The organism is Blastococcus saxobsidens (assembly GCF_002938435.1).
GTDB lineage: Bacteria > Actinomycetota > Actinomycetes > Mycobacteriales > Geodermatophilaceae > Blastococcus > Blastococcus saxobsidens.
Window position 1 is genome coordinate 25,258 of the sequence record NZ_POQT01000034.1, and the last position, 23,651, is coordinate 48,908.

General features: G+C 75.1%; 18 protein-coding genes and 1 riboswitch. Of the genes, 11 read left to right on the plus strand and 7 right to left on the minus strand.

Going from position 1 to position 23,651, the window contains the following annotated elements; translation table 11 throughout:
* The first annotated feature begins 185 nt into the window (after nt 1-185).
* The 3 genes from C5507_RS17545 to C5507_RS17555 are packed head-to-tail and all read left to right on the plus strand — an operon-like array spanning nt 186 to nt 3,372.
* Nucleotides 186-1,448, plus strand: coding sequence for a globin domain-containing protein (locus C5507_RS17545; RefSeq protein ID WP_104529799.1), 1,263 nt, complete (start codon nt 186-188; stop codon nt 1,446-1,448).
* Nucleotides 1,449-1,474: 26 nt separating this feature from the next.
* A complete protein-coding gene (locus C5507_RS17550) occupies nt 1,475-2,614 on the plus strand; it encodes a globin domain-containing protein (protein ID WP_104529800.1) in 1,140 nt (379 codons plus the stop codon).
* Nucleotides 2,611-3,372, plus strand: coding sequence for a DivIVA domain-containing protein (locus C5507_RS17555; RefSeq protein WP_104529801.1), 762 nt, complete (start codon nt 2,611-2,613; stop codon nt 3,370-3,372). Before C5507_RS17550 ends, C5507_RS17555 begins: the two co-directional genes overlap by 4 nt.
* Before the next feature lie 42 nt (nt 3,373-3,414).
* On the opposite strand, the gene C5507_RS17560 is transcribed toward C5507_RS17555, so the two are convergent.
* Entirely contained in the window at nt 3,415-4,647 is a 1,233-nt protein-coding gene (locus C5507_RS17560) for a saccharopine dehydrogenase family protein (RefSeq protein ID WP_104529802.1), read from the minus strand.
* Between the two features lie 135 nt (nt 4,648-4,782).
* Here C5507_RS17560 and C5507_RS17565 point away from each other — a divergent pair, with 135 nt between their 5' ends.
* On the plus strand, nt 4,783-6,411 hold the full coding sequence (locus tag C5507_RS17565) for a glycoside hydrolase family 13 protein (protein ID WP_104529803.1): 1,629 nt from the start codon (nt 4,783-4,785) through the stop codon (nt 6,409-6,411).
* 39 nt (nt 6,412-6,450) lie between these two features.
* On the opposite strand, the gene C5507_RS17570 is transcribed toward C5507_RS17565, so the two are convergent.
* Entirely contained in the window at nt 6,451-6,810 is a 360-nt protein-coding gene (locus tag C5507_RS17570) for an AAA family ATPase (RefSeq protein ID WP_104529804.1), read from the minus strand.
* 68 nt (nt 6,811-6,878) lie between these two features.
* Between C5507_RS17570 and C5507_RS17575 the strand changes: the two genes are divergently transcribed.
* Together C5507_RS17575 and C5507_RS17580 are read left to right on the plus strand one after the other, a co-directional pair.
* Nucleotides 6,879-8,102, plus strand: a complete 1,224-nt coding sequence (locus C5507_RS17575; RefSeq protein ID WP_104529805.1) for an MFS transporter — start codon at nt 6,879-6,881, stop codon at nt 8,100-8,102.
* A 9-nt stretch (nt 8,103-8,111) separates the two neighbouring features.
* A complete protein-coding gene (locus C5507_RS17580; protein ID WP_104529806.1) occupies nt 8,112-8,963 on the plus strand; it encodes a DUF1028 domain-containing protein in 852 nt (283 codons plus the stop codon).
* Nucleotides 8,964-8,978: 15 nt separating this feature from the next.
* Here C5507_RS17580 and C5507_RS17585 read toward each other — a convergent pair whose 3' ends face one another.
* On the minus strand, nt 8,979-9,443 hold the full coding sequence (locus tag C5507_RS17585) for an SRPBCC family protein (protein WP_104529807.1): 465 nt from the start codon (nt 9,441-9,443) through the stop codon (nt 8,979-8,981).
* A gap of 213 nt (nt 9,444-9,656) precedes the next feature.
* Here C5507_RS17585 and egtA point away from each other — a divergent pair, with 213 nt between their 5' ends.
* From egtA to egtD, 4 genes are read left to right on the plus strand one after another with little or no spacing between them, the layout of a single operon-like run.
* The gene (gene egtA / locus C5507_RS17590; protein WP_242611034.1) at nt 9,657-10,922 is read left to right on the plus strand and encodes an ergothioneine biosynthesis glutamate--cysteine ligase EgtA; all 1,266 of its coding nucleotides are present in this window, start codon (nt 9,657-9,659) and stop codon (nt 10,920-10,922) included.
* Nucleotides 10,919-12,208 carry an ergothioneine biosynthesis protein EgtB gene (gene egtB, locus C5507_RS17595; protein WP_104529809.1) on the plus strand — a complete coding sequence of 430 codons (1,290 nt, stop codon included), beginning with the start codon at nt 10,919-10,921 and terminating at the stop codon, nt 12,206-12,208. Before egtA ends, egtB begins: the two co-directional genes overlap by 4 nt.
* Before the next feature lie 2 nt (nt 12,209-12,210).
* Entirely contained in the window at nt 12,211-12,915 is a 705-nt protein-coding gene (gene egtC / locus C5507_RS17600; RefSeq protein WP_104529810.1) for an ergothioneine biosynthesis protein EgtC, read from the plus strand.
* Nucleotides 12,912-13,886, plus strand: a complete 975-nt coding sequence (gene egtD / locus C5507_RS17605) for an L-histidine N(alpha)-methyltransferase (protein WP_104529811.1) — start codon at nt 12,912-12,914, stop codon at nt 13,884-13,886. Before egtC ends, egtD begins: the two co-directional genes overlap by 4 nt.
* Before the next feature lie 96 nt (nt 13,887-13,982).
* Here the strand turns inward: egtD and C5507_RS17610 are convergent, their stop codons facing one another.
* From C5507_RS17610 to cobN, 4 genes are all read right to left on the minus strand, one after another.
* Nucleotides 13,983-15,845 carry a protein kinase domain-containing protein gene (locus tag C5507_RS17610; protein WP_242611035.1) on the minus strand — a complete coding sequence of 621 codons (1,863 nt, stop codon included), beginning with the start codon at nt 15,843-15,845 and terminating at the stop codon, nt 13,983-13,985.
* A 96-nt stretch (nt 15,846-15,941) separates the two neighbouring features.
* Entirely contained in the window at nt 15,942-16,964 is a 1,023-nt protein-coding gene (locus tag C5507_RS17615; protein WP_207225711.1) for an L-dopachrome tautomerase-related protein, read from the minus strand.
* A gap of 84 nt (nt 16,965-17,048) precedes the next feature.
* Nucleotides 17,049-18,626 carry an alpha/beta hydrolase fold domain-containing protein gene (locus C5507_RS17620; RefSeq protein ID WP_104529812.1) on the minus strand — a complete coding sequence of 526 codons (1,578 nt, stop codon included), beginning with the start codon at nt 18,624-18,626 and terminating at the stop codon, nt 17,049-17,051.
* 258 nt (nt 18,627-18,884) lie between these two features.
* Nucleotides 18,885-22,502, minus strand: a complete 3,618-nt coding sequence (cobN, locus tag C5507_RS17625; RefSeq protein ID WP_104529813.1) for a cobaltochelatase subunit CobN — start codon at nt 22,500-22,502, stop codon at nt 18,885-18,887.
* Nucleotides 22,503-22,559: 57 nt separating this feature from the next.
* Nucleotides 22,560-22,629: riboswitch (cobalamin riboswitch) on the minus strand.
* 133 nt (nt 22,630-22,762) lie between these two features.
* On the opposite strand from cobN, the gene C5507_RS17630 reads away from it, so the two are divergent.
* Nucleotides 22,763-23,515 carry a DUF4383 domain-containing protein gene (locus tag C5507_RS17630; RefSeq protein ID WP_104529814.1) on the plus strand — a complete coding sequence of 251 codons (753 nt, stop codon included), beginning with the start codon at nt 22,763-22,765 and terminating at the stop codon, nt 23,513-23,515.
* Nucleotides 23,516-23,651: the final 136 nt, after the last annotated feature.

Consider the following 23,651-nt stretch of genomic DNA (forward strand, 5'->3'; position numbering starts at 1 on the left):
CGCGATCCGGCCCTCCCGACGCGGCCCGGGCGCTGAACGGGCGTCGACCATCTTCGCCGTCCGGTGGGGACGCCGCGACACGCCCGGCGAGATCCGGACGGGTCGATCTCGGATGTTCGGGTAGCGGTCGATCAGCGGAACGTGACCGCGCCAGCGGGGGGCAAGTCGACTGGCAAGGAGGACACGTGCTCTCTGACCGATCCCGTCCCGTCATCGAGGCGACGCTGCCGGTGGTGGCGGACAACATCGAGGAGATCGCCACCCGGTTCTACGCACACCTCTTCGGGGAACACCCGGAGCTGTTCGACGGGGTGTTCAACCGCGGCAACCAGGCGGAGCGGACCCAGCAGATGGCGCTCGCCGGCTCGGTGGCCGTCTTCGCGTCCTCCCTGCTCAAGGTGCCCGAGCAGCTCCCCGAGCACCTGCTGTCGCGCATCGCGCACAAGCACGCCTCGCTCGGCATCACCCCGGCCCAGTACGACGTCGTCCACGACAACCTCTTCTGGGCGATCGTCGACGTGCTCGGCGACGCCGTCACCCCGGAGGTGGCCGCCGCCTGGGACGAGGTCTACTGGCTGATGGCCTACGCCCTGATCAACCAGGAGCGTGGTCTCTACAGCGCCCGCGGCGTACGCCCGGAGACGGTCTGGCGCGAGTGGGAGGTGGCCGAGAAGGTCCAGGAGACCGCCGACGTCGTCACCTTCCGGATGCGCAAGGTCGACGACCGCCTGGTGAAGAGCTCGCTGCCCGGCCAGTACGTGACGGTCCAGGTGCCCATGCCCGACGGCGCCCGGCAGCCCCGCCAGTACAGCCTCACCCGCGCCGACGACGGGGAGCACCGCCAGTTCTCCGTCAAGCGGGTGCACGGGAACGGCAAGCCGGACGGCGAGGTCTCCAACCACCTCTGCGACCGGGTGCAGGTGGGCGACCGGCTCACGCTGTCGGTCCCGTTCGGTGACGTCGTGCTGGACGACTCCGGGCGCCCGGTCGTCTTCGCCAGCGCCGGGATCGGCATCACCCCGATGGCCGGCATGCTGTCCCACCTGGCCACCGCGGGCTCGCGCCTGCCGGTCACGCTGCTGCACGCCGACGCCGACGAGGACTCCTTCGCGCTGCGGGACCAGGTGCTCCAGGACCTGCGCACGCTGCCCGGTGGCACCGCGCACGTCTGGTTCGAGCGGGGCGCCCGGAGCGGCCTGCCCGTCGAGGTGCGCGCCGGGGCGATGGACCTCGACGCCGTCGACGTGCCGGAGGGCGCCGTCTTCTACCTCTGCGGTCCGCTGCCGTTCATGAAGGCCGTGCGCAGCGCCCTGCTCGACCGGGGCGTTCCCGCGCGCGACATCCAGTACGAGGTGTTCGGCCCCGACCTCTGGCAGGCCGACCTCGCCACCGAGGAGAGCCCGGGAGCCTCCGAGCGCACCGGCCGGCACGCCGCCGCGGTCGGCTGACGGCGCACCGACCCGAGGAGACCCCCGTGGACATCCCCGCGATGCGGGCCAACTTCGCCAAGGCCGCGGCCACCGGCGACGAGGCGCCGCTGTACTTCTACTCGCACCTGTTCCTCAGCCACCCCGAGACCCGAGAGATGTTCCCCGTCTCGATGGCCCACCAGCGGGACCGGTTCTTCACCGCCCTCGGTGACGTCGTGACCCGCGTCGACGACCTCGACGCGCTGGTGCCGATCCTGCGCCAGCTGGGCCGGGACCACCTCAAGTTCGGGGTGCTGCCGGCGCACTACCCGGCCGCCGGCGCCAGCCTGCTGGCCACCTTGGAGCACTTCGACCCGGACTGGTCGCCGGAGCTGGCCAAGAGCTGGGCCGAGGCCTACGACGTCGTGGCCACGGTGATGCTCCAGGGGGCGGAGGAGGCGGCGGGGCAACCGGCGTGGTGGGACGCCGACGTCGTCGGCCACGAGCGCCGCACCCTGGACGTCGCCGTCCTGCGGATCCGGCCGCGGGCCCGCTACGACTACCTGGCCGGCCAGTCGCTGTCCCTGGAGACCGAGCTGCGCCCACGGCTGTGGCGGTACTACTCCCCCGCCAACGCCCCGCGGCCCGACGGGCTGATCGAGCTGCACGTCAAGGCGCGCGACGGCGGCCCGGTCAGCTCCGCGCTGGTGCGCAGCATCGGCGTGGGCGACGTGCTCCGGCTGGGGCCGCCGATCGGGCACCTCGCGCTCGACGGGGAGTCCGACCGGGACCTGCTGCTGGTCGCCGGCGGGATGGGCGTGGCACCGCTCAAGGCGATGGTCGACCAGGTGGCCCGGCACGGACCGCCGCGCCGGGTGGACCTGTTCGCCGGGTTCCGCACCGCGGAGCAGGTGCACGACCGGGCCGACCTGGAACGCCTGGCGCAGGAGAACCCGTGGCTGACCGTCACCCTCGCGGTGTCCGACGACCCGACGTCGGACCTCGCGCAGGGCGGGATCGCCGACGTCGTGCTCCGCGCCGGCCCCTGGACCAGCCGGGAGGTCTGCGTCGCCGGCCCTGGACCGATGGTCGAGGAGACGGTGGCGCGGCTGCGGGAGCACGGCGTCCCGCCGCAGCGCATGTCCAGCGAGGTCTTCGCCCCCAGCCGACCGGGGCCCAGTGTTGACGGAGAGGTGACCGAATGAGCAGCGCAGCGAACAGCTTCGGGAACGCCGAGCGGGGGCTCAGCCCCGCCGACCTGCAGCAGGTGCGCTTCTCGCGCGCCTCGATGCTGCACCCGGGCTACGTCGACACCGAGGTCGACCGGGTGGTGCACCGGGCCGCCGAGGAGCTGGCCCGCCACATCGGGGAGAAGGCCCAGCTGCGCGAGCAGGTGCGCACGCTGCAGGCCCAGCTCAACGGTGTGCCGGCCCACGAGCCCCCCAGCGAGCAGGCGGTGCGCATCCTGGCCAGCGCCCAGCAGACGGCCGACAACTACGTGGCCGAGGCGGAGCAGTTCAGCCGCCAGGTCACCGGGGAGGCCCGCGCCGAGTACGAGGAGGCCGTGCGGCTGGCGCGGGAGAACGCCGGGGCGATCATCCAGGCCGCCCAGGAGGCCGCCGCCCGGCTGACCGGGCCGGCACCCGCCGGCCCCGACCGCGGCGGGCGCAGCGTGGCCGAGCTCGAGGAGCAGGTGGCCTACCTCAAGGCCTTCGGCCAGGCCTGCCGCACGCAGCTGCGCTCCTACCTCGAGGCGCTGCTCAGCGACGTCGAGTCGGAGTGGGGCCGGGCGGATCCGGCCGCCCTCCCGACGGCGGTCCGTCCCCCGGCCCAGCGGGCCGCCCCGGAGGGCGGGCCGGACCGGTCGACGACCTTCGAGGCCAACACCACCGCGGAGGACCCCCCGGCCGGGGGCCCGGCCGACGGCGTGACGGCGGGCACCAGCGCCCGGCCGGCGAGCTGACCGCGGGCGACCGGGCCGGCTCGCGGCCCGGTCGCCCGCGGCTCAGACCGCCGTCACCTCGTAGGTGTGCCCGGCGGCGCGCAGCCGCTCGACGAGCACCTCGCCCAGGGCCGTGGCCGGGGTGAGCGAGCCCGTCCGCCCGGGCAGCCGGTCGTCGTCCAGGGCGAGCGCGAGAGCGGCCTCACCCAGCATCACAGCGGTGGCGGCGTACCCGGGGTCGCCCCTGCCGGCGGCCGTCGCCCGGTAGCGACTGCCGTCCTCGGTGGTGGCGTCGACCACCATCCGGAACCAGCCCTTCTCCCGCGCCGCCTCGCCCGGGCCCGTGCCGGGGGCCGGCAGCACCCGGTCCAGCAGGCCGCGGGTCGGCGCCCAGCCCATGGCCGACACGGCGCCGAGCAGCCCCGCCGTGATCCCACCCGCGGTCAGGGCACCCAGCGGCCCGCGGCCGGTGCCCATGACCTCCCCGTAGCTCAGGCCCGGCCCGTAGGCCCAGCCCTGCAGCGCATTGCTGCGCCGCACGATGCGGGTGTTGAACTGCGCCATCACGAAAGGTGCCGTCCACCGGCCGTCCGGGGTGCGCGTGGGCAGGCCCGCGTCCCGCGGCTGGCGCGTGCCCGGCTCCGCCGCCCGGTCCGGGCTCAGCGCGAACGGGTCGCCCAGCACGCGGTGCAGCGCTGGGTCCTCCTGGAGCGCCTCCAGCTGCGCGCGCAACGAGTCGATGGTGCCGCCGCTGAAACCGCCGCGGGCGCTGGCCACCAGCTGCACGTCGCGCAACCCGCCGGCCCCGTCGGCCTCGGCGCGCCGGGCGAGCAGGAGGACGCTCAGGTCCGAGGGGATCGAGTCGTAGCCGCAGGCGTGCACGAGGCGGGCGCCGGTCTCCCGGGCGACGGCGTCGCAGCGCTCGCCGGCGTCACGGACGAACAGCACCTCACCGGTGAGGTCGGCGTAGTGCGTGCCGGCCCGCGCGCACGCCTCGACCACCGGCAGGCCGTACCGGGCGTACGGGCCGACCGTGGTGGCCAGCACCCGGGTGCTCTCGGCGAGCGCGCGCAGCGAGTCGGGGTCGGTGGAGTCGGCCTCGACGAGGGCCCAGTCCCGGCCGGCCGCGGGCAGTCCGGCCCGCACCTCCTCGAGCCGGGCGCGGGACCGCCCGGCGAGCGCGATCCGCACCCCCTCCGGGGCGTGCCCGGCCAGATAGCGGGCGAGGAGTCGCCCGACGAAGCCGGTGGCTCCGTAGACGACCAGGTCGTGGGTGCGTGCACCGTCCGCTGCCATGCGGCCATCCTGACCTGTGCGACATCCCCCGGAAGGGAGCGGGGCTTCCTCACGAGCAGGTCACGGTGCGCCCCAGGGGTCACTCGGCGCCCAGGAGTGCTCACGTCCGCGCACGGACCTGCCGATGGAGGTCGCATGGCAGTGCGGCTCGCAACGGTGCGGACCGCGACCCAGCACGAGGTCGCGGCCCAGTCGGCGTCCCCCTGGTGGCGGACGGCGGTGGTCTACCAGGTCTACCTGCGCTCGTTCGCCGACGGGAACGGCGACGGGATCGGTGACCTGGCGGGGCTCCGCTCCCGGTTGCCCTACCTCAGCTGGCTGGGGGTCGACGCCCTCTGGATCAACCCGCACTACCCCTCGGGCGGTGCCGACGGCGGCTACGACATCAGCGACTACCGCGCCGTCGACCCCGAGTACGGCGACGTCTCCGACCTCGAGGCGCTCGTCGAGGACGCCCGCGCGCTGGGCCTGCGGGTGGTGCTGGACATCGTCCCGAACCACACCTCCGACCAGCACCCGTGGTTCCAGGCGGCGCAGGCCGACCCCGACTCCCCCGAGGCCTCGCGGTACCACTTCGCCCCCGCGTCGGAGGAGCCGCCGAACAACTGGCAGTCGCTCTTCGGCGGGCCGGCGTGGTCGCGGACCCCCGACGGCCGCTGGTACCTGCACCTGTTCGCCCCGGAGCAGCCCGACCTCAACTGGCGCGACCCGGCCGTCGCCGAGGACTTCGAGCAGACCCTGCGGTTCTGGCTCGACCGCGGCGTGAGCGGCTTCCGCGTGGACGTCGCCTACGGCCTGTACAAGGACGCCGAGCTGCGCGACAACCCCGGCGCCTACTCCCCCACGCTCTTCGGCCACGGCCCGGAGCAGGCGATGACCTGGAACCAGCCCGAGGTGCACGACGTCTGGCGCCGCTGGCGGTCGGTCTGCGACGAGTACCCCGACACGATGCTGGTGGGCGAGGTGTGCCTCGCCGACCCGGAGGAGGTCGCCCTCTACTCGCGGCCCGACGAGCTGCACCAGTCCTTCTGCTTCCGGCTGCTCAAGTCCGGCTGGTCGGCCGAATCGTTCGCCGACGGCGTCCGCAGCGCGCTGGACGCGTTCGGGGCCGTGGGCGCGCCGGTGTCCTGGGTGCTGGGCAACCACGACAAGGACCGCAAGGTCACCCGCTTCGGCGGTGGCGAGGTCGGCGAGGCGCGGGCCCGCGCGGCGGCGCTGTTGATGCTGAGCCTCCCGGGCTCCCCCTACATCTACGCCGGCGACGAGCTGGGCCTGCCGCAGGCCGACGTCCCGGACGAGGCCAGGCGGGACCCGATCTTCCACCGCAGCGGCGGCGCCCGCGCCGGCCGCGACGGCTGCCGGGTCCCCATGCCGTGGAACGGCGCCCCCGGGGTGGGCTTCTCCCCCGCCGGGGCGGCCGCGCCCTGGCTGCCGATCCCCTCGACCTGGCGCCGCTACGCCGTCTCCCGGCAGGCCCGCGACGACCGCTCGATGCTGCGGCTCTACCGCCGGGCGCTGGCCATGCGGGCCGAGCACCCCGCGCTGGGCTCCGGCGAGGCGTCGATCACCCGCCGGGGCGGCCTGCTGACCGTCCGCTCGACGGCGGACGGCCGGTCGGTGCGCTGCGTGGTCAACATGGGCGAGCACACGGTGATCCTCCGGACGCCGGGCACCGTGCTGCTCTGCTCGGCCCCGCAGGTGGCCCAGACGGCGCAGACGCTGGCGCTGCCGGCGAACACCGCCGTCTGGATAGCGGAGGACTGACGTCCGAGGGCTGAGCCGCCCGCCCACCCGGCGCTCTGCTCAGCGGGCCCACGGGCCGAGGACGACGGCCAGGTCCAGCCGGTCGGCTGCCGCCCGGTCCACGACCCGCACGTCGCCGCCGTCCGGCCGGTCGCCCAGCGCCGCGACGCGCTCCCGCTGACCGCGCTCGGCCACCTCGGCGGGCACGTCCAGCAGCACCACGCGCACCGACCGGCCGGCCCGCGCGGCGGCACGCAGGACCGCGGCCCGCCAGCCGGCACCGGTCCACGGATCGGTCAGGAGGACGACCGGCGCCGGCCCCGCGACGACGCGCAGCACCTGCCACCGGTGGACCATTTGCACCCAGGGACGCAGCAGCGGGCAGCGGCGGCCGTCCTCGCCGGCATCGGCTGACCGCACGCCCCCGCATCCCGGCGGTCGTCCGGCTCGCCCGCTCGCGTGCCCCGCGCACCTGACAGGATCGGGCCGTGCCGTCCGCTCCCCCGGCCGCGGCCCCGCCGCGGGCCGCCCGTGCCGCCGTCGGCACCTGGTTCTTCGTCAACGCCGTCCTCTACACCAACGTGCTGCCCCGGCTGCCGGAGATCAAGGACGCCCTCGACCTCAGCAACGCCAGCCTGGGCACCGCGCTGGCGGCCGGCCCCGTGGGCGCGCTGGCGGCCACCCTGTGGTCGGCGCCGCTCATCCGCCGGCTCGGCTCCGGCCCCTTGGCCGCCTACGGGCTGGTGGTGCTGGCCGTCGCGATGACGGGGGTGGCGTTCGCGCCGTCCTGGGGCGTGCTGGCCGCGGTGCTCTTCCTCGCCGGCGCGGTCGACGCGCTGGTCGACGTGGCGCAGAACGCGCACGGCCTGCGGGTGCAGCGGCGCTACGACCGGTCGATCTTCAACGCCTTCCACGGCATCTGGAGCATCGGCGCCGTCTCCGGAGCGCTGATCGGCTCGGCGGCGGCCGGGCTGGCCGTGCCGCTGCCCTGGCACCTCGGCGTGGTCGGCGGCGTCTTCGCCGTGCTGGCCGTCATCGCCGGCCGGGCCAGGCTGCCCGGCGCGGACGAGGACGACCGCACGCCGGAGGCGCCCGGGTCCGCCGCTGGTAATCCGGGGCGCTCCCGGGTGCGGCTGCGCTCGATGCTGGTGCTGGCCGCCCTCGGTCTGCTGGCGGCCGCGGGTGTCTTCGTCGAGGACGCCGGGGCGTCGTGGAGCGCGATCTACCTGCGCGGCGACCTCGGCGCCGGCCCCGCCGTCGCGGGCCTCGGCCTGGTGGCCCTGCAGACGGCCATGACCGTCGGCCGGCTGACCGGCGACCGCGTCGTCGACCGGTTCGGCCAGCGCACCGTGGCCCGCACCGGTGGCGCCCTCATCGCCCTGGGCATGGGGGCGGCGCTGGCCTTCCCGTCGGTGCCGGCGACCCTGGCGGGGCTGGCCGTCGCGGGCCTCGGCGCCGCCACGCTCGTGCCGGCCGCCTACGCCGCGGCCGACGCGCTGCCGGGGCTTCCCCCGGGCGCCGGCCTGTCGATGATCAACTGGCTGCTACGGGTTGGCCTGCTGGCCTCCCCGCCGCTGGTGGGCGTGATCGCCGACCAGGCCGGGCTGCGCACCGGGCTGCTGACCGTGGTCGCCGCCGGCGTCGTCGCGGTGCTGGTCTCCGGGGTGCTGCGCGGCCGGAGTGCCCGGTCCGACGCCGACCCGGCTGGCTAGGGTCCGGCGGTGACCTTCTCCATCGTCGGACGCTCACCGGAGAGGACCGCGCTCGGCGTCGCCGTCGCCAGCAAGTTCCTGGCCGCGGGGGCCTACGTCCCGGCCGCGGCGGCCGACGCCGGCGCGCTCGCCACCCAGGCGCACGTGAACCTCGAGCTCCGGACCCGGGGCATCGAGCTGCTGCGCGCGGGCGTGGGCGCCACGGAGCTGCTCACCCGGTTCTTCGCCGACGACCCGCAACGCGACCAGCGCCAGGCCGGCGTCGTCGACCGCGGCGGCGCGGCCGCGACCTTCACCGGCGAGCGCGCGCAGCCGTGGGCCGGTGGGCGCACGGGCGAGGGCCCGGAGGGCTCCTTCGCCGCGCAGGGCAACCTGCTCGCCGGCCCGGAGGTGGTCGACGCGATGGTCGACCGCTGGCTGGCCACCGCCGGCGAGCCCTCGCTCGCCCGCCGGCTGGTCGCCTGCCTCGCCGCGGGGCAGGACGCCGGGGGCGATCCGCACGGCAAGCAGGCCGCCGCGGTCCTGGTGGTGTCGGCCGGTGCCGGCTACGGCGGGCTGGGCGACGTCCTCGTCGACCTGCGCAGCGACGACTCGCCCGAGCCGATCGGCGAGCTCGCCCGGATGCTCGACCTGCACGACCTCTACTTCGGCAGCACCCCGGACGGGGAACTGCTCGACTACGACGACGTCCTGGTCGTCGAGCTGCGCGAGCGGCTGGCGGTCACCGGCTACGCGACCGGCGACGTCCGGCGCGACCTGTACGACTGGATGGGCCGGGAGAACTTCGAGGAGCGCTGGCACGACGGCCGCCTCGACCCCGTCGTCCTGGGCCACCTGCGGGCGACCACCGGGAACCACTGACCCGTCGCCGGCGGCTCAGCCGGACTCGGCGATCCGCTTGATCGCGGCCAGGGTCAACGGGATGCCCTCGTGCGCGGCCCGCGTCCGCTCGTCGATCTGCTCGTCGGCGGCGTCGCCGTAGCGCTCGGCGAAGAACGCCTGCCCGGCGGGGAGGAACTCCCACTCCTCGGTCAGCTCGGTGCCGCCGTCCACGGGGGCGAAGGTGAAGCCCCAGCGCACGAGGGACCCGCCCACGACGAAGCCGAACTCGCGGCCGCGGTCGGCCGCCACCACCTGCGAGCGGGTCTCCCACGTGCGGGCCGGGGTGACGTTGCGCCCGGTGAACCAGTCGCCCACCTGCCCGGACGCCCCCTCGTCCCACCAGCAGGTCGCGCACACCGGGCTCCACTCCCCGGTGCGGGTCACGTCGGAGACCAGGTCGTACAGGGCCTCGGCTGCCGCGTGGACGGTGACCGACCCGGAATGCCGGAGCTCGCGCATCGCCGCAGTGTGCCAGCCCCGGGCGGGTCTCCGACCGGCACATCCGCCGGAGGCCTCTGCTCCGAACACCGTCCGAGGTGCTCGCGAGACCGGGTTGCCGTTCTCGCGTGGACCGGGATCATGAGAGCTGCACGTGGACGGCGACGACCGAGTCGCCCCCGCACCGACCCGCGGTCGTCACCGACCGGTCCGGACCTGGAGGGGGTGGTCGTCGTGACCGCCGTGACCGTCGCACCGTCGTCCGTCGTCGGCCTGGACGAGGCCGTCGAGCACATCGCCGGCACCGCGTTCCGGGCCGGCCCGATCGGTCGGGTCGGCCTCGAGCTGGAGAGCCACCTGGTCGACCTCGACCGTCCCGGCTCCCGCGTGCCCTGGGAGCGGGTGACCGGGCTCGTCGCGGAGCTCGAACCGCTGCCGGAGGGCAGCCGGGTCACCCTCGAGCCGGGTGGCCAGGTCGAGCTCTCCTCCCCACCCGCCGCCGACGCCGCAGCCGCCGTGGCCGGGCTGCGCAGCGACCGGGTCGCGCTCGCCGGCGTCCTGAGCCGCGCCGGGCTGGGGATGTCGGTGCTGGGCACCGATCCGCTGCGACCGCCGCTGCGGCTCAGCCCCGCCGGCCGGTACGCGGCGATGGAGCAGCACTTCGCAGCGGTCGGCTGCCAGGAGGCCGGCATCCGGATGATGACGTCGACGGCGGCACTGCAGGTGAACCTGGAGGCCGGACCGGCGCCGCACTGGGCGCCCCGGATGGCGCAGGCCCACCGGCTCGGGCCGGTGCTGGTCGCGGTGTCGGCCTGCTCGCCGCTGCTGGGTGGGCACCCGGCCGCATGGCGTTCCGGACGGCAGCACATCTGGGCCGAGCTGGACCGGTCACGGTGCGCCCCGGCACTGACGGGGAACGACCCGGCGGCGGACTGGGCCACGTACGCGCTCGCTGCGCCCGTGATGCTGGTGCGCGATCCGGCGACCGGGGCCGCCGAGGCCGTGCGCACCAGGACGCCGATGGCCGAGTGGCTCACCGGGACCACCCTGCTGGCCGGCCGCTCCCCCACCGTGGCCGACCTGGACTACCACCTGACCACGCTGTTCCCTCCGGTGCGGCCGCGCGGCTACCTGGAGCTCCGCTACCTGGACGCCGCGCCCGAGCCGTGGTGGCCGGCGCTCGCCGCGGTCACCGCGACCCTCCTCGACGACCCGGCCGCAGCGGACCGCGCCGCCGACGCCTGCGCCCCGGTCGAGGGCCGCTGGGTGGACGCCGCACGCATCGGGCTGGCCGACCGTGCGCTGCGCACCGCGGCCGTCGCCTGCCTGGCGGCCGCGGTCGACACCGTGCACGCAGACCTCCGGCCGGAGGTCTGCCTGCTGGCCGACCTGGTGTCGCGCGGGCACAGCCCGGGCGACGCGGTGCTCGCGCGGGCGGGCGGATCCGATCCCCTGGCCGTGCTCGCCGCGGCCACCGACCTCCCGGGAGGAGACCGGTGACCTCTCCGTCGCCGTCCGTGCGCGAACGCCTCGCCGATGAGCTCGAGGCGGCCCGCGCCCGCACCCTGCTGCTCACCGACCACGACGACCCGGTGCTGCTGCGGCAGCACACCCCACTGCTGAGCCCCCTGGTGTGGGACCTGGCGCACATCGGCCAGCAGGAGGACCTGTGGCTGCTCCGGGCGGGCGACCCCCGGCGGCAGGGGCTGCTGCCGCCGGACGTCGAGTCGCTCTACGACGCCTTCACCCATCCGCGGGCCGGTCGGGCAAGGCTGCCGCTGCTCCCGCCGGTGGAGGCGCGCTCGTTCTGCCACGAGGTGCGCGGGCGGGTGCTCGACCGGCTGGAGGGCCTGGGGCCCGACGACGACCCCTTCGACTTCGCCATGGTGGTCAGCCACGAGCAGCAGCACGACGAGACGATGCTGCAGGCGCTCGCGCTGCGCCCCGGGCCGCCGTTGCTGGGGACCGGCGAGCCGCTGCCGCCCGGACGCCCCGGGCTGGCCGGCACCTCGGTGCTGGTGCCGGGCGGGCCGTTCGTGCTCGGCGTCGACGCGACCACCGAGCCGTTCTCGCTGGACAACGAGCGACCGGCCCACCGGGTCGAGCTGCCGGCCTTCCGCATCGGTCGCGTGCCGGTGACCAACGCCGAGTACGCCGCCTTCGTCGCCGACGGCGGTTACCGGACTCCCCGGTGGTGGTCGACCCGCGGCTGGGAGCACCGGATCGCCGCGGGCCTGGAGCGGCCGCACTTCTGGGCGGCCGACGGCACCCGCACCCGGTTCGGCACGGTCGAGGACCTGCCGCCGGACGAACCGGTCCAGCACGTCACCTTCTTCGAGGCAGAGGCGTACGCCGCATGGGCGGGTGCGCGGCTGCCCACGGAGCTCGAGTGGGAGAAGGCCGCTACCTGGGACCCGGCAGCCGGCCGCCGCCGGCGGTTCCCCTGGGGCGAGGCCGACCCGACGCCGGGGGTGGCGAACCTCGGCGGGACCGCGCTGCGCCCGGCGCCGGTGGGTGCCTACCCGGCCGGCGCGTCCGCCTACGGGGTGGAGCAGCTGATGGGCGACGTCTGGGAATGGACCTCCTCGCCGTTCGTGCCGTGGCCCGGATTCCGCCCGATGCTCTACGCCGACTACTCCGCCCCGTTCTTCGGCGGCGATTACCGGGTGCTGCGCGGCGGGGCGTGGTCGGTGGCGCCGTCGATCCTGCGGCCCAGCTTCCGCAACTGGGACCATCCGATCCGCCGGCAGATCTTCAGCGGCATCCGGCTGGCCTGGGACGCCTGATCGTGTGCCGTCACCTCGCCTGGCTCGGGCGGCCGCGGTCGCTGGCCGACCTCGTCCTCGAGCCGCCGTCGTCCCTGCTGGTCCAGTCGTGGGCACCCCGGCGGCAGCGCCACGGGACGATCAACGCCGACGGGTGGGGGGTCGGCTTCTGGGCGCCGGGGCACGACGGTCCGGTCCGGTGGCGCTCGTCCCGGCCGATGTGGGGTGACCCCTCGTTCGCCTCGGTGGCCCCGGTGCTGCGATCGGGCTGCGTCGTGGCGGCGGTCCGCTCGGCCACCGTCGGCATGCCGCTGGAGGAGTCCGCCGTCGCCCCGTTCACCGACGGCCGGGTGCTCCTCTCGCACAACGGCCGGGTCGCCCGCGCGGCCCTCCCGCCGGCGCGCACTGCCGAGTCGACCGTCGACAGCGCCCTGCTGGCCGCCCTGGTGTTCGACCGCGGGCTCGACACCCTCGGCGACGTCGTCCGCGAGGTCGGGGCCCGCGACCCGGCCGCCCGGCTCAACCTGCTCGCCGCGGACGGCACACGGCTGCTGGCCACCACCTGGGGCGACACGCTGTCGGTCCTGGTGACGCCGGACGGTACGGCGCTGGCCAGCGAGCCCTGGGACGACGACCCGGCGTGGTCGGACGTCCCCGACCGGCACCTCGTGGAAGTGACGCCCGACGGCGTCTCCCTCACCCCCCTCGACCGACGGGAACCCGTATGACCCTCTCCCTCACCAGCCACCTCACGCCCGCGGACGCGTCCGCCGCGCTGCGCGCCGACGCCCTCGCCGGGCTGACCGCCTTCCCGAAGTGGCTGCCACCCCGCTGGTTCTACGACGAGCGGGGCAGCCTGCTGTTCGACGAGATCACCCGGCTGCCGGAGTACTACCCCACCCGCGCCGAACGGGCGGTGCTGTCGGCGCGGGCTCCGGAGATCGCCGCGGCGTCCGGCGCCGATGTGCTGGTGGAGCTGGGCAGCGGCACGTCGGAGAAGACCCGGCTCCTGCTCGACGCGTTGCGGGACGCCGGCACGCTGCGCCGGTTCGTCGCCTGCGACGTCGACCCGTCGGTGCTGCGTGCGGCCGGGGCGGCGATCACCGCCGAGTACCCGGGTGTCGAGGTGGCCGCTGTCGTCGGCGACTTCACCCAGCACCTGGGTGAGTTGCCGCGCGAGGGCCGCCGGATGGTCGCCTTCCTGGGGTCCACCATCGGCAACCTGGAGCCCGGGGAGCGCGCGGCGTTCCTCGCCGAGCTGGCCGCCACCCTGTCCCCCGGCGACTCGTTCCTGCTGGGCACCGACCTGGTGAAGGCTCCGGAGCGGCTGGTGCGCGCCTACGACGACGCGGCCGGGGTGACCGCCGCGTTCAACCGCAACGTCCTGTCCGTGCTGAACCGTGAGCTCGGTGCCGACTTCGACCCGGAGGCCTTCGACCACGTCGCCGTCTGGGACGCCCAGCAGGAGTGGATCGAGATGCGGCTCCGCTCGCGCATCGACCAGCGGGTGCGGGTCGCTGAGCTCGACCTCGACGTCGCCTTCGCGGCGGGTGAGGAGATGCGGACCGAGGTGTCGGCGAAGTTCCGGCGTGCGCGGGTGGCCGGCGAGCTCGCGGCCGCAGGGCTGGTCCTGACCCACTGGTGGACCGATCCCGACGGCGACTTCGGCGTCTCGCTGGCCCGGCCCCTGGCCGGCTGACCGGAGGTCGGAGCCCGGCCGCACGCAGGACGATGCCCGCCCCGGTCGGTCGAGCCTCGGCCGCGGGCAGCGAGCCGCCGCACGGTGCCGGGGACTTCAGGAGGTGCCGCTCGGGTCGGGCCCGGCTGCTGTCTCCTCCTCCGCCGTCGGTGAGGACGCGGGGGCGCCGCTTTCCGTGGCCGCTGCGTCCTCCTCGCCGCCGGCAGGAGCCGACGGGGTCGCCTCGTCGGTCCCCTCGGGTGAGGTCGGTGACGGCGTGGTTTCCGGCTCCGTCCCCGGAGCGGTGCTCTCGGTCGCCGGGTCGGTGCTCTCGCCGACGCCGTCGCTCGGGCCCGCGCTGGGCTCGGTCGCCGCCGCCGGCTCCGACGGTGTCCCGGCCTCCTGGTCAGCGCCGGTGCCGTCGGCCACACCCGCACCGGCGGGCGTCCCTCCGGTGCCGTTCCCCGTGCCGGCGGCACCCTCCTGGGCGGGGTCCGCGGACCCCGCCGGGGCGCCGTCCTGGTCGCCGGACCCGGCAGGGGCCGGGGCGGGCGCCGGGACCACGGCCTCGGACGAAGGTGCCGGCGGCGCCACCGCGACGTCCAGGCGCACCTCGTCGCCGGCGGCCAGCGGTCGGCCCACCGGGTCGAGGGCGACGACGGCTCCGGGCGGCTGCTCGGCCGTGACCCGGTCCCGGCGCTCGACCGTCAGCCCGAGCGCCCGCAGGTCCGCCTCGACGTCGTCGGCCGGGCGACCCACGTGGTCCTCCGCGGTCAGCACGATCGAGCCGGGCACCGTGTCGGCCGCCTCGGCCGCCTCGGCCGCCCCGGTGGGTGCCCCCTCCCCGGAGAAGAACCCCAGGGCACTCCCGGTGACCGCGGCACCGAGCAGCACCGCGAGGACCGTGCTCACCACCAGCAGGGTCTTCGCCCCCGCCCTCCGGCGCTCGACCGGGGCCGGAGCGGTGACCACCGACCCGGCGGGAGCCGCTGCCGCCCCGACGGTCGGCGTCGCGGCCGCCGGCGTCCGGGCGGTCGTCGCGACGGAGGGGGCCGGTACGACCGGCACGGCGGCGTCCGGGCGCGTACGCGGGGCCGCGACGGGGAGGATGCGGGTGCTCCGCCCGTCGTCCGTGCCCCGGTGGTCCAGCGTCTCGTCGATGGCGGCGAGGAAGGCGTTCCCGTCGGGGATCCGGTCGTCCGGGTCCTTGGTGAGCGCTGCGTCGATGAGGCTGCGCACGTCCTCGGGCACGTCGGGGGACATCGGCGCGGGCTCCTGCTGCACCTGCTTGAGCGCGATGGTCACCGGGTTGTCCCCGTCGAAGGCGGGGCTGCCGGTGAGCGCCTCGTAGCCGACCAGGCCGAGCGCGTAGACGTCGCTGGCCGGACGGGGCTTCTCCCCCGACGCCTGCTCCGGGGACATGTACTGCGGGGTGCCGATCACCTGGCCGGCCTGGGTCAGCGGCACGCTGGCCGCCGACCACGCGATGCCGAAGTCGGTCAGCTTCACCCGGCCGTCCGGGCGGACCAGGATGTTCGCCGGCTTCACGTCCCGGTGCACCAGGCCCGCACGGTGCGCCTCGGCGAGCGCGGCGGCGGCCTGCCGGAGCACCGACATCGCGGTGTCGGGGTCCAGCGGACCGTCCTGGCTGAGCAGCGCGGAGAGCGGATCGCCGTCCACGAGCTCCATGACCAGGTAGGCGATGTGCTCGCCGGTGCTCTCCACGGTGGATTCGCCGTAGTCGTGGACCGCCGCGATGTTGGGGTGGCTGAGGGCCGCGGCATGCGTGGCCTCGGCCCGGAAACGGGCGGCGAAGCCGGGGTCGTCGGCGTACTCGCTGCGGAGCACCTTGACGGCCACGGCCCGGTCCAGGCGGAGGTCGCGCCCCCGCCAGACCTGCCCCATCCCGCCGGTGGCGATCAGGTCCTGGAGCTCGTAGCGGTCGCCGAGGACCACGCTCCCGTGCTCGGCGATGGTCACGCTGCCCTGCCCTCTGGATCGTCGTCGCGGGCCCGATCGGCCCCGAGGGGGATGCCCGCAGGGGCGAGCCGCTACACGCGCGGATCGCCCCTCGCCTCACCGCAGCCGGACCGGCCCGGCGCCGATGCGGGTGCGGAACAGCACGTACGGCGTGCGCCGCTGGTCCTCTCCCCCGCGGTACTTGTCCTGCCGGTACAGCTGGTTGGCCGTCACGTACAGGTGGCCGTCCGCGGCGACCGACAGGGTGTCCGGCCAGAGCAGCCGGGGGTCATGGACCACGGTCTCCCAGCTGCGGTCGGGCAGCCGCCGGTGGATCGCGTCGTGCTCCCCGTCGGTCACGTAGAGCCGGCCCCGGTCATCGGTCTCCAGTCCGTCGCTGACGCAGCCCTTGTCACCCTCGTCCCGCACGGTCGCGGCCACCGCGTCCTCGTCCTGCGCCCGGTCGACCAGCGCGTCGACCGCGACGCTGTACCAGCGGCGGCCGGCCAGGGGGCAGTAGTACAGCCGACTGCCGTCGGCGGCGATGGCGATCCCGTCGGCACCCATGCGGACAGGCGAGGTGGAGCCGTCCTCCGCGCGTTCGACGAACTCCTGGCCCTCGACCACCATGCGCAGGTCCGGCGGCAGGGTGGCCTTCGTGCTCGGGTGCTCGTGCAGCCGGCGCCAGCTCTCCCCGGAGGCGAGATCGACCACGATGATCCCGTTCGGTCCCTGGTCGGAGGAGTCGGTGATGAATGCGCAGCCTTCCTCACCCCGGCGCAGGTCGAACCGCACGTCGTTGAGGTAGGTGGTCGGCAGCGCCACGTCGGTCGGGAACAGGATCGTGCGCACGACCCGGTCGGTGGTCAGGTCGACGCACACCAGCTTGGGCCCGCCGTGCTCGGTCGGCTGGAACATCGGGCTGCCGGTGTCCAGGAGCCAGAGCCGGTCGGCCGGGTCGACGACGACGCTCTGCACCGAGACCAGCCGCTCGGCGTCGGCGTCCCCGCGGTTGTCGTTGAGCTCCTGGGAGGGGTAGGCGACCTCCTGCCCGTCGCGCAGCTCCCCCACCGTGAAGCCGACGTCGTCGCCCCACTTCGGGTAGCAGACGAAGACCCGCCCGCCGTGCGACACGGTCACCCCCGGTCGGCATCGCCCCGGCGAACTGGTGCACGACCTCCAGCTCGCCGAGGGTCTCCTCCACCGTCAGCCGCAGTGCCGCGGTCACAGCGACCCGCCGCCCACGCGTGCCGCGTCGAAGGCCCGGGTGACGTGCGCGGCGGCCTCCTGCTGCGCCTGCTCCGCCTCGTCCAGCACCGCGGCGGCGCCGAAGAACTCGTGCATGACGCCGGCGTAGTGGCGGTGCGTGGTGGCGACGCCCGCTGCCTCGAGGTCGCGCGCGAACTGCTCGCCCTGGCTGCGGAGCACGTCGCGCTCGTCGGTGACGACCAGCGTCGGCGGCATCTGCGCCAGCTGCTCGGTGGTCCAGCCGAGGAGGTCGATGCGCGGGTCCTGGGCCGCGTCCGGCTTCCCTTCGAAGGCGTGCATGGCCATCCAGCTCAGCAGCGCCCGGTTGAGCGGCCGGCCGTCGGCGGCGTCGACCATCGACTCGCCGAACTGCTCGCCGGTGGTCAGCGGGTACACGCACACCTGCGCCAGCGGCAGCGGCTGGCCGTTGGCGGCCAGCTGCAGGCACGTCGCCGCGGCCATGTTCCCGCCGACGGACTCCCCGCCGATGGCGACCCGGGAGGCGTCGCCGCCGAAGGAGGCCGCGTTCTGCTTCACGTAGTGCCAGGCGGTGAGGACGTCGTCGTGCGACGCCGGGAAGACCGCCTCGGGCGCCCGCCGGTAGTCCGGCGTGACGACGATCGCGCCGGTCTTGTTCGTCAGGCCGCGGCACGAGGCGTCGTAGTGGTCGTCGATGTCGAACAGCACCCAGCCGCCGCCGTGGATCCAGACGATCACCGGCAGGGGCGCAGTTCCGGCGTCGACCGGCTTGTAGACGCGCAGCCGCTGCGTGCCGCCGGCGCCGTCGGGGATGTCCAGGTCCTCGACCGAGCCGACCGGCTCCGGGCCCTCCAGCCCGCGTTCGGCCATGACCTTCTCGACCGCTTCCTTCGGCCCCGGCTGCTTGCGGGCCTGCTCGGGGGTCAGGATCTCGAACGGCAGCGGCCCGAGCGAGGAGTGCGCGTCGACGATGGCCTGCGCCTGCGGGTTCAGCAGACCCGAGGCGTCGGTGGCCGCCTCCTTCTGCTTGCCGGACAGCAGGTCGCGGACGTGGTCCAGCGGCTTGGCGAGCATGCCGGCGATCCGCTCGGCCAGGCCCTCGTCGGGGGCGTTCGGGTGCGGTCGGGTGGGTGCCGTGCGCTTGGCGGCGAGGAACTCCTTGCCGAGCTGCGCCATCCGCTCCGGGCCGGCCTTGCGGCGGAACTCCGGCAGTTCCTCCTTCTCCTCGTCGTCCACGTGGTGGCGGACGAGGCCGATCAGTTCGGTCAGCGCCTGCTCGAACTCCGGCTGGCCCGGCTCGGTCCGGCCGAGGGTGACGAGCAGCTCCTTGATCCGCTGGTGCTCGTGCTCGGCGTCGTCGTGCTCGTCCTGCATGCCGATCTCGGTCCAGATCGGGTAGAGCACCGTCTCCTCGGCGAACGCGTGCAGCGCCAGCTCCAGCGAGATCTGGTCCACCAGCACCCGCCGGTTGCCGCGCCCGGCCTCCAGGTGCTGGAACTGCCGCTCGACGATCGCGTGGTCGTCGGCGATGAGGTGATCGATGTCGCCGGGCAGGGTCGGGTAGTCCAGGGCCACGGGTGCGCTCCTCTGCTCAGGGACGGGTGGGAGTAGGAGGACCGCCTGGTCTCGACGATCGATCGCACGCGACCTACCCCGCGCCCGGACCGGTACACGCACCTCCGCCGGGCGGGTCCGCGGGCGCACATCCCCGGCCACCGGGTATCCGCGCCGCCTGGCTGACACCCGGGACGGACCAAGCGGGTCACCGTCCGGGAAGAGCCCCGACGGCAGACCATCGCGGACCGACCCCGCCGCGCTCCGTACCCGGAACGGTCATTCGCGACCCGCGCCGGTGGACGCCGGGGTCTCCCCGCCCTCCAGGTCGCCCTCGGTGTCGAGGTAGGCCTGCTGCAACTGCGCCAGCAGCGCCGGGTCGGGCTCGGCCCACATCTTCCGGTCCACCGCCTCGAGCAGCCGCTCGGCGATGCCGTGCAGCGCCCAGGGGTTGCTCGTCTCCAGGAACTCCCGGTTCTCCGGGTCCAGCACGTAGGTCTGGGTGAGCTTCTCGTACATCCAGTCGGCGACCACGCCGGTGGTGGCGTCGTAGCCGAACAGGTAGTCGACGGTGGCGGCCAGCTCGAACGCGCCCTTGTAGCCGTGCCGGCGCATGGCGGCCAGCCACTTCGGGTTGACGACGCGGGCGCGGAAGACGCGCGCGGTCTCCTCGGTCAGCGAGCGGGTGCGCACCTGCTCGGGCCGCGTCGAGTCGCCGATGTAGGCGGCGGGAGCCGTCCCGGTGAGCGCGCGGACGGTCGCCACCATGCCGCCGTGGTACTGGAAGTAGTCGTCGGAGTCGGCGATGTCGTGCTCGCGGGTGTCGACGTTCTTGGCCGCGACCGCGATCCGCCGGTAGGCCGCCTCCATGTCCGGTCGGGCCTGCACCCCGTCGAGGTCGCGGCCGTAGGCGTAGCCGCCCCACACCGCGTAGACCTCTGCCAGGTCGGCGTCGCCGCGCCAGTTGCGGGAGTCGATCAGGGACAGCAGCCCGGCCCCGTAGGCGCCGGGCTTGGAGCCGAACACCCGGGTGGTAGCCCGCCGGCGGTCTCCGTGCCCGGCGACGTCGACGTCGACGTGCGCCTTGACGAAGTTGAGCTCCGCCGGCTCGTCCAGGCCGGCGACCAGCGTCACGGCGTCGTCGAGCATGGTGACCACGTGCGGGAACGCGTCCCGGAAGAAGCCGGAGATCCGCACGGTGACGTCGATCCGCGGCCGGCCCAGCTCGTCGAGCGGGACGGGTTCGAGGCCGGTCACCCGCCGGGAGGCCTCGTCCCACACCGGGCGGACGCCGAGCAGCGCCAGCACCTCCGCGACGTCGTCACCGGAGGTGCGCATCGCCGAGGTGCCCCACACCGACAGCCCGACCGAGCGGGGGTGCTCCCCGGTGTCGGCCAGGTACCGCTCGACCAGCGACTCGGCCATCGCCTGGCCGGTCTCCCACGCCAGCCGGGAGGGCACCGCGCGCGGGTCCACGGAGTAGAAGTTGCGGCCGGTCGGCAGGACGTTGACCAGGCCGCGCAGCGGGGACCCGGAGGGCCCGGCCGGCACGTACCCGCCGTCCAGGGCATGGAGGGTGGCGTCCAGCTCGTCGGTGGTGCGGGCCAGCCGGGGCACCACCTCGTCGACGGCGAAGCGCAGGACGGCGGCCACCTGCGCGTCGTCGCGGTCGAGCACCTCGCGGACGACGTCGTCGACGACCTCGGCGGTCCAGCCGCGCTCCTCCATACGGGAGACCAGCGCATCGGCCAGCTCCTCGACGGCGTCGGTGGCCTTGAGGCCCGCGGTGCCGTCCTCGACCAGGCCCAGCGCCTCGCGCAGGCCGGGCAGGGCGACCGACCCGCCCCAGATCTGGCGGGCGCGCAGCATGGCCACGACCAGGTCGACCCGGTTCTGCCCGGACGGCGGGGTGCCGAGCACGTGCAGCCCGTCACGGATCTGGGAGTCCTTGATCTCGCAGAGCCACCCGTCGACGTGCAGGATCATCTCGTCGAAGTGGTCGTCCTCGGGCCGCTCGTTGAGGCCGAGGTCGTGGTCGAGCTTGGCGGCCTGCAGCAGCGTCCAGATCTGCGCCCGGACCGCCGGCAGCTTCGCCGGATCCATGGCCGCGACGTTGGCGTGCTCGTCGAGCAGCTGCTCCAGCCGGGCGATGTCGCCGTAGGAGTCGGCGCGCGCCATCGGCGGCACCATGTGGTCGATCAGCGTGGCGTGCGCGCGGCGCTTGGCCTGGCTGCCCTCGCCCGGGTCGTTGACGAGGAACGGGTAGACCAGCGGCAGGTCGCCGATCGCGGCGTCCGGGCCGCAGGAGGCCGACAGCCCCACGGTCTTGCCGGGCAGCCACTCCATGTTCCCGTGCTTGCCGACGTGCACGAGCGCGTGCGCGCCGAACACCGAGCGCAGCCACCAGTACGCGGCCAGGTAGTGGTGGGACGGCGGGAGGTCGGGATCGTGGTAGATCGCGATCGGGTTCTCCCCGAAGCCGCGGGGCGGCTGCACCATCACCACGACGTTGCCCGAACGCAGCGCGGCGAAGACGATGTCGTCGCCGTCCACGAACAGCGAGCCGGGGGCCTCGCCCCAGTGCTCGACCATCGCCTCGCGGAGGTCGGCCGGGAGGCTGTCGAAGTGCCTGCGGTACTCGGCCGCCGGGATCCGGACCGGGTTGCCCGACAGCTGCTCCTCGGTCAGCCAGTTCTCGTCCTGCCCGCCGGCGGCGATCAGCGCGTGCACCAGCGCGTCGCCGTCGAGGTCGGCGACGCCGGGCAGCGCGTCGGGGCCGTCGAAGGGGCCGATGTCGTAGCCGGCGCCCTGCATGGCGGCCAGCAGCCGCACCACCGACGCCGGGGTGTCCAGGCCGACGGCGTTGCCGATCCGGGCGTGCTTGGTCGGGTAGGCGCTGAGCATGACGACGATCCGACGCTCGGCGGGTGGGGTGTGCCGCAGCCGTGCGTGCGCGACGGCGGTGCCGGCGACCCGGGCGGCCCGCTCCGGGTCGGGGACGTAGGAGGTCAGCCCGTCCTCGTCGGTCTCCTTGAAGGAGAACGGCACGCTGATCAGCCGACCGTCGAACTCCGGGATGGCCACCTGGTTGCCGACGTCCAGCGGTGACAGGCCGTCGTCGTCGGCCAGCCAGTCGGCGCGGGAACGCGTGAGGCACAGCCCCTGGATCACCGGCACGTCGAGCTCGGCGAGCGCGCCGACGTCCCACGCGCCGTCGTCCCCGCCCGCCTGCGCGGTGGCCGGGCGGGAACCGCCGGCCGCCAGGACGGTGACGACGAGGGCGTCGGCGGTGCCCAGCGTGCCCAGCAGCTCCGGGCCGACGGTGCGCAGGGAGGAGGTGAAGACCGGTAGCGCCCGGCCACCGGCGTCCTCGATCGCGGCGCAGAGGGCGTCGACGAACGCGGTGTTCCCGGCCAGGTGGTGCGCCCGGTAGTAGAGGACGGCGACGACCGGCCCCTCCGTGGTGCGCGGCGTCCGCTCCAGGACGCCCCAGTCGGGTGCGACCGCCGGCGGCTCGAACCCCTCGCCGGTGAGCAGCACGGTGTCGGACAGGAAGCGGTGCAGCTGGGTGAGGTTGTCCGGGCCGCCCTGCGCCAGGTAGCCGTGCGCCTCGGTGGCCACGCCCATCGGCACCGTCGACAGCTCCATCAGCTCGGCGTCGGGCACCTGCTCCCCGCCGAGGACGACGACCGGCGCGGGGCCGGCCAGCAGCGGGGCGAGCAGCTCCTCGTACTGGCGGCGGACGCCGAGGATCCGGACCACCACCAGCTCGCTGCCCTCGGTGAGCGCGGCGATGCCGGGGCCGTCCAGCCGGGACGGGTTCCCCAGCCGCCACTGCGCGGCGCTCCCGCGGGCCGACAGCAGGTCGGTGTCGCTGGTGGAGAGCAGGGTGAACACGGCGGCGCCGCCTCCCTCGGGATCCGCGCCCCGGGTCGTGGTCAGGCACGGCAGCCGGAGTGTCTGGCTGACCCGGTCGCCCGGGATCACAGTGGCGGGACCGCGCCGGGATCGCACCGGCTTCCTCGCTGCACTGCCGTGATGTGGCCCGAACGCTACTAGCCGACCGGCACCGACTCGCCCGGGCACACGGCGCCGCATCCGGATGGACGCGCGGCGCTGAAGGAGGGGTGTCGATCGGCTCGCCCGAGGGAGTTCCCATGGCTCTGCTTCCGCACCTCTTCCGCCGCGCCGGACTCACGGAGCCGGCGCCGGCTCCCCGGCGCGAGGGCGCCGACCCCGATGTCCCCGGGCGCCGCGTCGGGGGCCGGGTCGGGGCCGTGCACCGCCTCGGAGCGCTCGCCGTCGCGGCGGTGATCGCCACGTTCGGCATCCTCGGGTTCCTCGACGGACTGGACTTCTTCTCGACGGAAGGCGAGCGGATCGCCGGTCTCTCCTCCAACGGCCTGCTGTCGACCACCTCCGTCGTGACGGCTGCCGTCCTCGTCGCGGCGGCGCTGCGCGGACCACGCATCGCGTCGACGGTCATGATCGTCGTCGGGGTGCTGTTCCTGGTGTCCGCGCTGGCCAACCTGGCGGTGCTCAACACCGACCTGAACATCCTGGCGTTCCGCTTCCCGAACGTCGTCTTCTCCGTCGTCGCCGGGCTGGTGCTGCTCGTCCTGGGCACCTACGGCCGGGTGAGCGGGAACCTGCCGCCCGACAGCCCCTACGCGCGGACCACCGCGCAGGAGCAGGACGACGACCTGGCCACCGAGTACCCGTCGACGCCGGAGGAGTTCGCGGCGGAGCGGGCGATGCGGGAGGCGGAGGTGGCGGTCGTGCAGCACGTCGCCACCGCCGACCAGCGGCGCCGGGTGGCGGCCATGGCGGCGCACACCCGCCGCGCCGACCGCCGGCGGGTGTGGATGTCCTTCGACGAGCAGCCCGGCGGGCCCGCGCTGCCGAAGTAGCCTTGCCCGACATGACCGTCCCGCCGCCGGCCCGCGAGCGCGCCGACGCGTGCCCGGGCGCGCTGCAGACCCACGCGGCGGCCGACGGCGGGCTGGCCCGCGTGCGCGTTCCCGGCGGAGCGCTCACCGTCGCCCA

Coding starts and splice junctions, on each gene's coding strand:
- C5507_RS17555 (WP_104529801.1), top strand. CDS start 2,611: ATGAGCAGCGCAGCGAACAGCTTCGGGAACGCCGAGCGGGGGCTCAGC.
- C5507_RS17560 (WP_104529802.1), bottom strand. CDS start 4,647: ATGGCAGCGGACGGTGCACGCACCCACGACCTGGTCGTCTACGGAGCC.
- C5507_RS17565 (WP_104529803.1), top strand. CDS start 4,783: ATGGCAGTGCGGCTCGCAACGGTGCGGACCGCGACCCAGCACGAGGTC.
- C5507_RS17585 (WP_104529807.1), bottom strand. CDS start 9,443: ATGCGCGAGCTCCGGCATTCCGGGTCGGTCACCGTCCACGCGGCAGCC.
- egtD (WP_104529811.1), top strand. CDS start 12,912: ATGACCCTCTCCCTCACCAGCCACCTCACGCCCGCGGACGCGTCCGCC.
- C5507_RS17630 (WP_104529814.1), top strand. CDS start 22,763: ATGGCTCTGCTTCCGCACCTCTTCCGCCGCGCCGGACTCACGGAGCCG.